The following is an 11,992-nucleotide window of genomic DNA, read 5'->3' as shown; positions in this document are numbered from 1 at the left end:
TGGATGGCCCACGCCCCGCCTTCGGACAGGATGTCCGACGAAGGGGCGGAGCAATCCCCGGCCCGGCGGACGACGCCGTTCCGCAGCCGCAAGCCCGACACGCAACAGCAACCGCACCAGCAGGTCCCTCACTGCGTTCGGGACGACATGCAACGCCAACCCTCGCGCAAAGGGAAGAGGCGCAAAAAAGCCCGCCGAACGGCGGGCTTGATCTGTTGCCGCAGTGACCTGTATCAGCTCACCACGGTCCCGCGCACCTGCTCCAGCGGCGCGTTGCGCAGCGTCTGGATGCGCTCTTCCAGCGGCGGGTGGCTCATCAGCAGCCGGCGCAGGCCGTGGCCGACGGCGCCGCTGATGCCGAAGGCCTGGACGGTCTTGGGCAGGGTGCTCTCACCGTAGGTCTGCGACAGGCGCTGCAGCGCGGCGATCATCTTGTCGCGGCCGGCCAGGCGGGCGCCGCCGGCGTCGGCGCGGAACTCGCGGTGACGCGAGAACCACATCGCGATCATGCTGGCGAACAGGCCGAAGATCATGTCGAGGACGAACACGATCACGAAGTAGCCGATACCCACGCCACCGCCCTCGCGGTTGCCGCTGATGAAGCTGTCGATCACGCGGCCAACCACGCGCGACAGCACGATCACGAACGTGTTGAGCACGCCCTGGATCAGCGCCATGGTCACCATGTCGCCATTGGCGACGTGGCTGATCTCATGACCCAGCACGGCCTCGGCTTCGTCGCGATTCATGGCCCGCAGCAAACCGGTCGACACCGCGACCAGCGAGTTGTTGCGGCTCGGGCCGGTGGCGAAAGCATTGATTTCCGGGCCGTCGTAGATGGCCACTTCCGGCATCTTGATGCCGGCGGCCTCGGCCTGGCGGCGGACGGTGTTGACCAGCCACTGCTCGGACTCGTTGCGCGGCTGCTCGATCACATGGGCGCCGGTGGAGCGCTTGGCCATCCACTTGGACGTCATCAGCGAGATGAACGATCCGCCGAAGCCGAACACGGTGGCCATCACCAGCAGGCCGCCGGTGTTGCCGAGGGTGACGCCGAAGTAGTTCTGCAGCACCGCCATGACGATGCTGAGCAGGGCCAGGACCGCCAGGTTGGTGGCGAGGAACAGGGCGATGCGCTTGAACATGACAGGAACCTTTCGCGCACCATGCGCGTTACCAACGGAAAATGTGGCACGCTGGCGTTGAATTCAAGTGAAACGCACGCCCGCTTTGCCAGACGAGCCCGCTGTGTCCCCGACGCCTGCCATCTACCGCGGTCGCTTTGCACCCTCGCCCACCGGCGACCTGCATTTCGGCTCGCTGCTGGCGGCCTTCGGCAGCTGGCTGCTGGCACGCCAGGCGGGTGGGCGCTGGCTGGTGCGGGTCGAGGACCTGGACCCGCCGCGTGAAGTGGCCGGGGCCGCCCGGCGCCAGCTGGAGACACTGTCCGCCTTCGGATTGCACGCCGACGGGGAGGTGGTCTGGCAAAGCCGCCGCGGCGCTCTCTACCAGGCCGCGCTCAGCCGCCTGCTCGAGCGCGATCGCGCCTTCCATTGCCATTGCAGCCGTACCGACCTGGCCGTCGCCGCCGGCGTGCACCGCGCCTGCGTGGCGCGGCCGCCGCGACCCGATCCGGCGGTTCGCCTGCGAGTCCCCGACGGCAGCGTCGTGGCGTTCGACGACCTCATCGTCGGCCACTACCGCCAGGACGTGGCGCGCAGCGTCGGCGACTTCGTACTGCGTCGCGCCGACGGCTACTGGGCCTACCAGCTGGCGGTGGTGGTCGACGATGCCGACCAGGGCATCACCGACGTCGTCCGCGGTGCCGACCTGCTCGACTCGACCCCGCGCCAGATTCTTCTGCAAAAAACGCTCGGCCTGCCGACGCCGCGGTACGCCCACCTGCCGCTGGTGCTCGGGCCGGACGGACGCAAGCTGTCCAAATCCGATGCCTCGCAGCCGGTGGATCGCGACCGTCCGCTGGCGGGGCTTCGCGCGGCCTGGCAGCGCCTGGGACAGGACCCGGCGGTGCTCGCCGATTGCGAGCACCTGCCTGATCTGCTTGCGCGCTCGGTCGCCGCCTTCGTGCCCGCCGCGATACCGGCGCAGCCGACCGATGCCCGCGAGTTGTCATTTGCCTCGGTCACCATGGCCGCGCTGGGCGCGGAGAATAGTGATTGAGGCGCGCCATTGAGGCGCACATCGACCGGTTCGCGACCCCACATTGCCATAGCAAACACCCCCCTAGAATCCAATCGACCGGCGGCACCCCGACGCCGGCAACCCAAAGGAGACGACCCCATGCAGTCACGCGTAGCCCTGGTCACCGGCGGTACCGGTGGCATCGGCACTTCGATCATCCAGCGCCTGGCGCAGACGGGTCATCGGGTCGCCACCAACTACCGTGACGAAGAGCGGGCGCGCGCCTGGCAGGAGAAGATGCGCGCCGCCGGCGTCGAGGTGGCGCTCGCCCCCGGCGACGTGTCCTCGCCCGAGCAGGCGCAGGCGCTGGTCGAGCAGATCGAACGCGACCTCGGCCCGATCGAGGTGCTGGTCAACAACGCCGGCATCACCCGCGACTCGACCTTCCACCGCATGACGCCGATGCAATGGAACGAGGTGATCGGCACCAACCTCAACTCCTGCTTCAACGTCACCCGGCCGGTGATCGAAGGCATGCGCGAGCGGCGTTGGGGCCGGATCGTGCAGATCAGCTCGATCAACGGCCTCAAGGGCCAGTACGGCCAGGCCAACTACGCCGCGGCCAAGGCCGGCATGCACGGCTTCACCATTTCGCTGGCGCGCGAGAACGCCCGCTTCGGCGTCACCGTCAATACGGTCTCGCCAGGCTACGTGGCGACCGACATGGTGATGTCGGTGCCGGAGGACGTGCGCGCCAAGATCGTCGCCGAGATCCCGACCGGACGCCTGGGCACACCGAACGAGATCGCCTACGCAGTCGCGTTCCTGGTGGCCGAAGAGGCGGCCTGGATCACCGGTTCCAACCTCGACATCAACGGCGGCCACCACATGGGGTGGTAACGCTCCCATCGTAGGAGCGAGCTTGCTCGCGACCGCCGGTCCGCCCTTGGCAACCGGAAGGCCGGTCGCGAGCAAGCTCGCTCCTACATGCGGGCCCGCCCCCATTCACACCGCCGGCATGCATTCCGCCAGTTGCAAGCCCTGCCGGCCTGCGCCATGCTGCGAAGCACCACGATTTAGAGCCAATGCTCCATGGCATCGATGCGCGTCATCAAGAAGTATCCGAACCGCCGGCTCTACGACACCGAGATTTCCAGTTACATCACCATTGAGGACGTGCGCCAGCTCATCGTCGACGGCGAGGAGTTCGAGGTGCGCGACGCGCGCAGCGGCGACGACCTCACCCGCCAGGTGCTGTTGCAGATTATTGCCGAGCACGAGCAGGACGGCGAGCCGGTGCTGTCCACGCAGTTGCTCAGCCAGATCATCCGCTTCTACGGGGACTCATTGCAGGGGTTCATGGGCAGCTACCTGGAGCGCTCGATGCAGGTCTTCCTGGACCAGCAGCAGCAGTTCCGCAACCAGATGGGCGGCATCCTCGGGCAGACGCCGTGGGCGCTGATGAACCAGCTCACCGAGCGCAACCTGGCGATGTGGAACGAGTTCCAGCGCAACCTGTCGAGCACGGTCGGCCAGAGCCCGAATCCGCCTGGCGCCGGCAACAGCAGCAAGCCCAAGGCCGACACCAAGCGCTGACACCCCCGCACTTGTTGTTGTAGGAGCGAGCTTGCTCGCGATAGCCCCGCCGGAAACACATCCGGTGAAGCCCATCGCGAGCAAGCTCGCTCCTACCGGCAATTCCTCCCGGAAACACATCCGGTGAAGCCCATCGCTCGCTCCTACCGGCAATTCCTCCCGGAAACACATCCGGTGAAGCCCATCGCGAGCAAGCTCGCTCCTACCGGCAGTACTGCGCGCGGAACTGCTCCGCCTGCGGCATCAACGACTGCAGCACCTGGATGCGATTGGCCGGATCCGGATGGGTCGAGGCGAACTCCGGCGGACGCTCGCCACCGCCCAGCTCCGACATCCGCTGCCACAGCGGAATCGCTTCCTGCGGGTTGTAGCAGGCCGCCGCCGCCAGCATCAGCCCGACCTTGTCGGCCTGGGTCTCGTGATTGCGTCCGTACGGCAGGATCAGTCCGTACTGCGCCCCCGCCCCCAGCGCCGCCATGATCGCCTGCTGCTGGCCCGGGTCCATCCCGCCGACCGCCATGCCGGCGGCCATCTGCCCCATCTGCACCAGCTTCTGCTGCGCCATGCGCTGCGAGCCGTGGCGCAACAGCGCGTGGGCGATCTCGTGGCCCATCACCACCGCCATCGCGTCGGCGTTCTTCGCCACGGGCAGCAATCCGGTATAGACGGCCATCTTGCCGCCGGGCAGGCAGAACGCATTGGCCTGGTCGGACTGGATCACCGCGACGTCCCACTGGAAGGCCTGGTGGTCGACCGGCACTGCCTGCTGGTGCTGCGCCGCCAGCGCCGCGGTCACCTGCGGCACGCGCGCGATCAGGCGCTGGGCGATCTCGCGGATCTGCTGGCTGACCTGGGCATTGGCGGGCACCAATGCGCCCTGCGCATTGGCATCGCCCAGCACCTGCTGGAAGGCCTGCGCACCCAATTGCACTTCTTCATCGGCGGTGGTGCCGTAGTGCGCGGTCTCGCCGGTGTAGGGGTCGACCTTGGCGCTGCCGAACCACTGCCAGGCGGCGTAGCCGGCAAACAGGATGAGGATCCACCAGCGCATGCCGCCGAACCCGCGTCGCGGGCGGCCCTGCTGTCGCGCACCACCCAAGGGGTCTGTCCTCATCTGCGCCCTCCTCGTCCGTCCTGGATCCATGCATTTTAAGTCGACGGACGTGAGAACCCTGTTCAGATTTCGCGCACCACCCGGAAGCCGATGCGCCCACTGGTCACGTTGCCATCATTGCCCTGTCGCCACGCCGAACGCGTCACCGCCGGCGAACCGGCCCAGGAGCCGCCGCGCACCACTCTGGAACGGCATCCGGGGTTGAGCCAGGCCGCGCCGTCGCGCGGCGCACGCCGGTAGGTGTCGTGCCAGCAGTCGGCGACCCACTCGCTGACGTTGCCGGCCAGGTCGTGCACGCCGAAGGCGTTGGCGCGGTAGCTGCCGACGGGTGCCGGCCCCCAGGCGCCATCGCCATAGCCGGCAAACGCGTTGCGCCAACGGCGCCCGCTCGGCGAGACGTCCATGGCACCGGTGAAGTTGCCCGTGCGCACCGGCGGCGTGCCATCGCCCCACTGATAGCGCCTGGCGTTGCCGGCGCGCAGCGCGTACTCGAACTCGGCTTCGCTGGGCAGCCGGTAGCGCTGGCCGGTCTGCGCCGACAGCCACTCGACATAGGCGATCGCATCCTTGGCGCTGACGTGGACCACCGGCATGTCGTCGCTTGCGCGGTTGCCGGCGTAGTCGGCCTGCCAGTCAACGTTGCCTCGACGGACGAAATTGCCGCTGCGCTCGTCGTAGGCGTTGGAATAGCCGCGCCGGGTGGCGCGCGCGCGATGGCGGGTCGCGGTCATGAAGCGGCGGAACTCGCCGACGGTTATTTCCGTGCGCGACATCGCCAGGCCGCGCTCGAAACGGATGTTGCGCAGCGGCCGTTCGGCATCGCTGGAATCGATCTCGCCCTCCGGCGCGCCCATGCGGAAGGCACCGTGCGGAATCACCACCAGTTGTGGCCCGCGGCCACCGCCCTGCATCGCATCGGTGAATGTCTGCCCTGGGCGGAACAGGCCGTAATGCGTGGCCAGGTCGATGCGCTCGCGCAGTTCGCGCGCGGCCGGGTCGCCGGCCGGGGCGATGCGCAGCATGACGGCCAGCAGTCGTCGCGCTTCGTCCACGCCGGCATTGCGGGTCAGCACGCTGATGCCGGCGTCGCGCAGCGCATTGACCCGGACGATGCGCTGCATCGCCACGCGGGCGCGGGCATCGTCGACGCTGGCAAACCCCGGGCGCACCTTCGCCGCGATGTCGAGTTCGCGCTGGGCGCCTTCGTAGTCGTCATGGTCGGCGGCGACCTCGGCGCGTCGAATCAACGCGCTCTCCACCGCCGCGATGCCCTGGCTGGCGCGCTGGTCGCCAGGGCGCAGTTCCAGTGACTGGTGGAACCAGGCGAGCGCGGTGTCATTGCCGCCATCCACGCCGAGACGGCCGGCATTGAGCGCTTCCTCGCCAAGGCGATTGGCTTCCTGCGCCTGGTCGGACTGGTCCAGGCGCGCCAGGTAGGCCGCCACCCTGGCATCGTCCGGCGCGACGGCACGCGCGACCGCGGCGATCTCATGCGCACGGCGCAGCGACAACGGATCACGGTCGATCGCCGCGAGCGCTTCGCCGCCCTTGTCGAGCAGACTGGCCATGGCGCGGCGCAGGCCCGACTGCACCGCCGCATCGTCTGGTGCAAACCGGCGCAGGGCCAGGTACAGCGGGATCGCATCGTCGGCGCTGCCGAACAGGTGTCCTGCCTTCAATGCCTCGGCCGCATCGGCCTTGAGCTCCTTGAAGTTGGCATCGTCGACCTCGACCACCGGCGCGCGCCACGGCGGCACCGGCGACACCGCCTGGTCGGCGCTGATGGTCACGATCGGCGCGCGTGCGCCGGCGGCTTCGCGGGACGGGCCGGACGGCTCGCGCGAACAGCCCGACATCACAGCCAGCATGGCGGCGAAAGCCAACAACGGTGTGCGCAATCGTCCTCCTCGCCACATGCCGGGGCACTTGGGTGCGTCGAAAGTAGGCTATTGTCGCCCGCCCCGGCAACCTCGCCACCCCCTTCCCCGCTTACCATCCCCACATGCCTGCCGCCTGGATCACCGACCCCGCCGCCCTGCGCGCCCATTTCGCCACGCTGTTGGACAGCACGCCACTGGCGCGGATCGGACTGGACACCGAGTTCATCCGCGAACGCACCTTCTGGCCGCAACTGGCGCTGGTGCAGATCGCCATCGAGCGCGGGGACGAAGAGCCGAAGATCCTGCTGGTCGACCCTCTCGCGCCCGGCATCCTCGCCGCGCTGACGCCGATCCTCGCCGACGAATCCATCGTCAAGGTGATGCACAGCCCCAGCGAAGACCTGGTGGCCTTCCGCCATTCCTGCGGCGTGGTGCCCAAGCCGCTGTTCGACACCCAGCTGGCGGCCGCGCTGGCCGGCATCGGCGCCGGCCTGGGCTACCAGAAACTGGTGGAACAGCTGACCGGCATCACTCTGGCGAAGGGCGAGACGCGCTCGGACTGGCTGCGCCGCCCGCTGTCGCCGGCCCAGCTCGAGTACGCCGCCGACGACGTGCGCCACCTGTTCGAGATGCACGACCAGCTCCGGCACCGCCTGCAGGAACTGGGCCGAAGCGATTGGCTGGCCGAGGACGCCGCGCGCACGGTGATCAACGCCGAGAACGAAGGCCCGGAACGCTGGCCGCACGCGACCATGCGCAGCGCCCAGTTCCTCGAACGCGACGCCCAGCTGCGCCTGTTGCGCCTGCTGCGCTGGCGCGACACCTACGCGCGCGACAACGACCGTCCGCGCAACTGGATCCTCGACAACGAACTGGCCGTCAACCTCGCCCGCAACCCGCCGATGGACCGTGCCGGGCTGCAGCGCGATCTCGATGCGCACCCGAAGGCACCGCGCAAGCTCGGCGATGCGGTATGGGCTGTGCTGAATACCCCGCTGCCTGATGAAGGCGACGCACCAGACGCCAACCAGGGCGACAACCGCGACAAGCAGCGATTGCGCAAGCTGCAGGATGCGGTGGCTGCGCGCAGTGCCGAGTTGGGATTGCCTGATGGGGTGCTTGCCTCGCGGCGGTGGCTCGAGGCGCTGCTCGATCGAGGTGAGTGGCCGGATGCGCTGTCGGGATGGCGTCGTGAGGCGCTGGAGGCGGGGATTGCGCCGTTGCTTGCTGGGCAGGACTGAAGCCAAGGGCGTCGCACCAGGGCGCTGAGGACCCCATTGGTCCCCACGGGCCGGCTCCGATATGGAGTTGCCCATGTGCAAACCGAATGCCTTCTTCGACATCGAAACCGCAGCGAAACTTTTTCAGTTGATCCGCGGCCCTTCTCTCCACGATAACGATTCGTGCGCAAGCATGACCGGGGCATTCAGGGCGCGCCGCGCCCGCACCCGGCCGCTCCGCGTTCACGGGCGGCATGCACACCGTGGAGGCTCACCATGCGCAAGATTCCGCAACTGCTGGCCGCGGCGCTCCTTGCCGCCGGCCTGATCGCACCGACCGTGTCGTTCGCGCAGCGCATCATCATCGACGGCAACCTGTGGATGAACTCGTCGCCCGACATTCGCAAGGCCTTCCTGATCGGTGCCGGCAACATGGCCGCGATGGAGAAGGCCTACGCCACCAAGAAGGGCACGCCACAGCCGCCCGCGGCCGAAGCCGCGCGCGTGGCGTTGCAAGGCGTGACCCTCGACCAGTTGTCCGAGCGGATCACCAACTGGTACCAGGCCAACCCCGAGCGCAAGGATTTCCCGGTGATGGCCGTGATCTGGACCGACATCGTCAAGCCCTCGGCGGCAGCCGCGGCCAAATGAGACAGGAGAGAATCATGAAGCGCATGTACAAGATCGCCATCGCATCGGCCATTCTCTTCCTGGCTGCGTGCGCCACCGTCGCCGGCGGCGCAATCGGCGCGGGCATCGGCAGCGTCTCGGGCAATACCGCCGCAGGCGCGGCCATCGGAGCCGGCGCCGGCATGCTGGTCGACATCTTCTGAAGCGCGAGCACCCCCGTCCCGGAACAAGGTTTTCGTGTTCTGCGACAGCTCCTGCCGCGGACTTTACGCGCCGCCGCGACAACCGCCATGTTTCAGGGCTTCGTCATGGTTTGGAGTCCGGCGCGTGGGGATACACTAGCGACCATGAGGCTGAACCGGCTGACCCGCATCACGTTGCACCTGTTGCTCGCCGTTTTCCTGGTTGTACCCGGGATTGCGGCGCCGGCACAGGCGGTCGCGGATGCAGTGCAGGCAGTTGCAACCGCAGCGGACATGGCGGAAGCCGACAGTCCATGCGACGTGATGGGTCATTCGTCCCCCGAGCAGGCCCCGTGCGATTGCTGCGTGCCGCAGGCCTGTGATTTTTCCGCATGCCTGGGCACGGGCTGCCTGCCCGAGCTGCCACGCCTGGTCGCCGGCATCCCTCCCGTTACCGTTGCGGCGCCGTGGCGGCAACCGCCTGTGCCGACGGGCGTGACCGAAACGCCTTTCAGGCCACCCATCGCCTGACCCCTCCGTAGCAAGCCCGGGCGCATCCGCGCCTTGCGCCGCCGTGCGCGGCGATCACGGAGACACACATGAAAACGCAAATACGATGGGCAGCCTTGGCGCTGCTCGGGCTGCTGCCTGCAGTGGCGGCGGCGAAGCCGATCGCCTTCGCCAAGGGCACGACGGTGATGGTCGAATACGGCGCCGGCACCATGAACGAGGCACAGATCTTCTACGCGCCGCGATACTGGTACTCGCTGGGCGGTGGCTGGCTGGAACTCGACAGCCAGGACGGCAGCAAGCAACGGCACATCACCTACCTGCGCGGAAACCTGCTGGCCAAACGCTGGAACATGCCGGGCGCACAGGCCAACGTCTTCGTTTGGGGTGGGCTGGGCCGCGCCACCGGCAACGACTTCGATGGCAGCGACCTGGCGCGCAATGTCGGCCTCCAGGCCGACTACGAAACCCGACGCGTGTATGGCGCGTTCCGCTCCGACCTGCAGGAAAGCGACCATTTCTCGCACCGCATCGACACCCTGCAACTGGGGTGGGCGCCGTACAAACACGACTACGACACCTTGGCAACATGGATTGTCGTCCAGGGGCGTCGCTATACCGGCGGCCTCTTCGATGGCACCGAACCGGCCCTGCTCGTCCGCTTCTTCAAGGGCGGCACGTGGGTCGAAATCGGGGCCACGACGGATGGAAAGCTCCAGGCCATGGCCATGTTCAACTTCTGACGGATGACTCCATGAACCCGTTCAAATCAAGACGCTTCAAGTTTCTGATCAGCGCTGCGCTGCTGGGCATTTCCTCCCTGGCTTCGGCCAGGACCATCGAGATGGACGTCAATGGCCTGGTGTGTGCATTCTGCGCGCAGGGCATCGAGAAATCGCTCAAAGCGTTCCCGGCGACTGATGCCGTTTTCGTCAGTCTGGAGCACCGCATTGTCGCCGTGCACCTGAAGGACGGCAGCAACATCGACGACGCCGCGTTGCGCAAGGCCATCACCGATGCTGGCTACAGCGTCGTGGCCATTCGCCGCACCGACGAATCGCTCGATGCCATCCGCCAGCGGGCCAAGGGCCATGACTGAAGTCCATGCTCAGGCGCCGTTGAAGCGCAACCTGGGCGTGGCGTTGCTGACGCTGCTCGCCAGCGGCGGCACGCTGGTGTGCTGCGTGTTGCCGGCAGTGATGGTGGCGTTGGGCGCGGGCGCCGCATTGGCAGGGCTGGTCACGGCTGTGCCGCAACTGGTCTGGCTCTCCGAGCACAAGGCCGGTGTTTTCGGCCTTGCGTTCGCCATGCTCGGCCTGTCGGGCGCACTGCTTTGGAAGGCGCGCCGTTTGCCCTGCCCGTCTGACCCTTCCTTGGCGCGTGCTTGCACGCGGCTGCGACGAGTCAGCATAGTGCTGTGGTGGGCGGCCCTGGCCTGCAGTGTGCTTGGTGCAGTGTTCGCGTTTGTCCTTCCCCGCTTGCCGTAGCTGACCCGGAGAGGCGGCGTTCCGCCTCTCCTTTCAACGGAGATGTCATGGATCCGCTCAAGCTGGAAAGCAAGTTGACCTGTCCGCACTGCGGGCACGAAAGCGTCGAGACCATGCCCACGAATGCATGCCAGTTCTTCTACCAGTGCTTGGGCTGCGACGTCCTTCTCAGCCCAAGGAAAGACGATTGCTGCGTCTTCTGTTCCTTCGGTTCTGTGCCGTGCCCGCCGATCCAGCAGCAGAAACGTTGCTGCGGATAGCCACGGCGCGTCCGTCGATCCTGAAAGAATTCCAAGCCATGACCGCACATGCTCGCAGTTTCATGATGGCAAGCCTGCTCTCTCTTGCCCTTGGCAAGGTCAGCGCTGGGGAGGTGTCCGCGTCAAGCGGTCCTTCGCTCATCGGCATCGACCACATGCCCACTGTGGTTGAGAACCTGGAAGGGGCGGCCGCCTCATATGGGCGCCTCGGCTTCTCGTTGAAGCCAGGTCGGTTCCATGACAACGGGCTTCGCAACAGCCACGTCAAGTTCAAGGACGGATCCGGTGTGGAGTTGATCTCCCCGCCCGACCGCCCCACGGATGACCTGACCAGGAAGTACTCCGAGTTCCTGCGAGGCGGAGACGGGCCGGCATACATCTCGTTCCATGCCCGAGACACCGAGGCGCTGACCTCAGCCCTCAACAAGTCGAGCATGCCGTTCAAGAGCGAAGGTGGTCTCGTCACGCTCGCAGACCCCAATCTCGACTTCATCTTCTTCGTCCAGGACAACCGATCGCCCACCGACAAGCCGGAGCATTTTGCTCATCCCAATTCATCCATCGCCATGACGGAGGTCTGGTTGGCGCTGGATGCCCCTGGCCGCAAAAGCCTGCGAAGGCTGCTGCTGGCGTTGGGTGCAGTTGAAAGCAATGAGGCGGTCCTCGCCCCAACCGAGGTTCGCGCTGAGATCTTCGCCGTCCAGAATGGGCGAGTCGTTGTAGTCCCTGAGAAACACCAGTTGCAGAGGGGACGACGAATCATCGGTGTGGGGTTCCGAGTCCTGAATCCCCAGGCAGCCAGGCACTTCCTTGGCCCGACTCATGCGTCAGTTCCGCCATCTATCGCACATGGACTTTGGCTGCAGTTTGACGAGCAGCCCTGATGCCTTGCAATCCGATCATCCGCATCGGGGCGCTTGGAGTGTTTGGACCCTAGACAGGCGCGCTTCCCACGTCAGGACGGCCCCGAG

15 protein-coding genes are annotated in these 11,992 nt (G+C 67.0%); 12 read left to right on the top strand and 3 right to left on the bottom strand.

Annotation, left to right across the window (positions count from 1 at the left end):
- Positions 1–233: 233 nt before the first annotated feature.
- Entirely contained in the window at positions 234–1,145 is a 912-nt protein-coding gene (gene htpX / locus AC3A3X_RS09805) for a protease HtpX (protein ID WP_487582834.1), read from the bottom strand.
- Positions 1,146–1,248: 103 nt separating this feature from the next.
- Between htpX and gluQRS the strand changes: the two genes are divergently transcribed.
- The 3 genes from gluQRS (at position 1,249) to phaR (ending at position 3,738) form a co-directional block, all read left to right on the top strand.
- Entirely contained in the window at positions 1,249–2,181 is a 933-nt protein-coding gene (gluQRS, locus tag AC3A3X_RS09800) for a tRNA glutamyl-Q(34) synthetase GluQRS (RefSeq protein ID WP_487582833.1), read from the top strand.
- 120 nt (positions 2,182–2,301) lie between these two features.
- A complete protein-coding gene (gene phbB / locus AC3A3X_RS09795) occupies positions 2,302–3,042 on the top strand; it encodes an acetoacetyl-CoA reductase (protein WP_487582832.1) in 741 nt (246 codons plus the stop codon).
- Positions 3,043–3,234: 192 nt separating this feature from the next.
- Entirely contained in the window at positions 3,235–3,738 is a 504-nt protein-coding gene (gene phaR, locus AC3A3X_RS09790; protein ID WP_487582831.1) for a polyhydroxyalkanoate synthesis repressor PhaR, read from the top strand.
- A 202-nt stretch (positions 3,739–3,940) separates the two neighbouring features.
- Here the strand turns inward: phaR and AC3A3X_RS09785 are convergent, their stop codons facing one another.
- Together AC3A3X_RS09785 and AC3A3X_RS09780 are read right to left on the bottom strand one after the other, a co-directional pair.
- On the bottom strand, positions 3,941–4,852 hold the full coding sequence (locus AC3A3X_RS09785) for a M48 family metallopeptidase (RefSeq protein ID WP_487582830.1): 912 nt from the start codon (positions 4,850–4,852) through the stop codon (positions 3,941–3,943).
- Positions 4,853–4,914: 62 nt separating this feature from the next.
- Entirely contained in the window at positions 4,915–6,768 is a 1,854-nt protein-coding gene (locus tag AC3A3X_RS09780) for an SUMF1/EgtB/PvdO family nonheme iron enzyme (protein ID WP_487582829.1), read from the bottom strand.
- An 86-nt stretch (positions 6,769–6,854) separates the two neighbouring features.
- On the opposite strand from AC3A3X_RS09780, the gene rnd reads away from it, so the two are divergent.
- The 9 genes from rnd to AC3A3X_RS09735 all read left to right on the top strand — a co-directional run bounded on the left by rnd (position 6,855) and on the right by AC3A3X_RS09735 (position 11,905).
- A complete protein-coding gene (rnd, locus tag AC3A3X_RS09775; protein ID WP_487582828.1) occupies positions 6,855–7,973 on the top strand; it encodes a ribonuclease D in 1,119 nt (372 codons plus the stop codon).
- 255 nt (positions 7,974–8,228) lie between these two features.
- Complete coding sequence (locus AC3A3X_RS09770) at positions 8,229–8,603, top strand: hypothetical protein (protein WP_487582827.1); 375 nt, start codon at positions 8,229–8,231, stop codon at positions 8,601–8,603.
- A 14-nt stretch (positions 8,604–8,617) separates the two neighbouring features.
- Positions 8,618–8,785 (top strand): hypothetical protein, encoded by a 168-nt coding sequence (locus AC3A3X_RS09765; RefSeq protein ID WP_487582826.1) that lies wholly within the window; start codon positions 8,618–8,620, stop codon positions 8,783–8,785.
- Positions 8,786–8,929: 144 nt separating this feature from the next.
- Complete coding sequence (locus AC3A3X_RS09760) at positions 8,930–9,295, top strand: hypothetical protein (protein WP_487582825.1); 366 nt, start codon at positions 8,930–8,932, stop codon at positions 9,293–9,295.
- 68 nt (positions 9,296–9,363) lie between these two features.
- The gene (locus tag AC3A3X_RS09755) at positions 9,364–10,017 is read left to right on the top strand and encodes a hypothetical protein (protein ID WP_487582824.1); all 654 of its coding nucleotides are present in this window, start codon (positions 9,364–9,366) and stop codon (positions 10,015–10,017) included.
- An 11-nt stretch (positions 10,018–10,028) separates the two neighbouring features.
- Entirely contained in the window at positions 10,029–10,373 is a 345-nt protein-coding gene (locus AC3A3X_RS09750; RefSeq protein ID WP_487582823.1) for a heavy-metal-associated domain-containing protein, read from the top strand.
- Positions 10,366–10,761, top strand: coding sequence for a hypothetical protein (locus tag AC3A3X_RS09745; RefSeq protein ID WP_487582822.1), 396 nt, complete (start codon positions 10,366–10,368; stop codon positions 10,759–10,761). Before AC3A3X_RS09750 ends, AC3A3X_RS09745 begins: the two co-directional genes overlap by 8 nt.
- A 47-nt stretch (positions 10,762–10,808) precedes the next feature.
- Positions 10,809–11,021, top strand: coding sequence for a GDCCVxC domain-containing (seleno)protein (locus tag AC3A3X_RS09740; RefSeq protein ID WP_487582821.1), 213 nt, complete (start codon positions 10,809–10,811; stop codon positions 11,019–11,021).
- Complete coding sequence (locus AC3A3X_RS09735; RefSeq protein ID WP_487582820.1) at positions 10,949–11,905, top strand: VOC family protein; 957 nt, start codon at positions 10,949–10,951, stop codon at positions 11,903–11,905. The genes AC3A3X_RS09740 and AC3A3X_RS09735 overlap by 73 nt, the downstream gene beginning before the upstream one ends.
- The last annotated feature ends 87 nt before the right edge of the window (positions 11,906–11,992 follow it).

It is taken from the genome of Lysobacter sp. Soil_N_23 (assembly GCF_057656135.1).
Note: the sequence above shows the minus strand (reverse complement) of the source record. Positions and strands in the feature narration are given on the sequence as shown.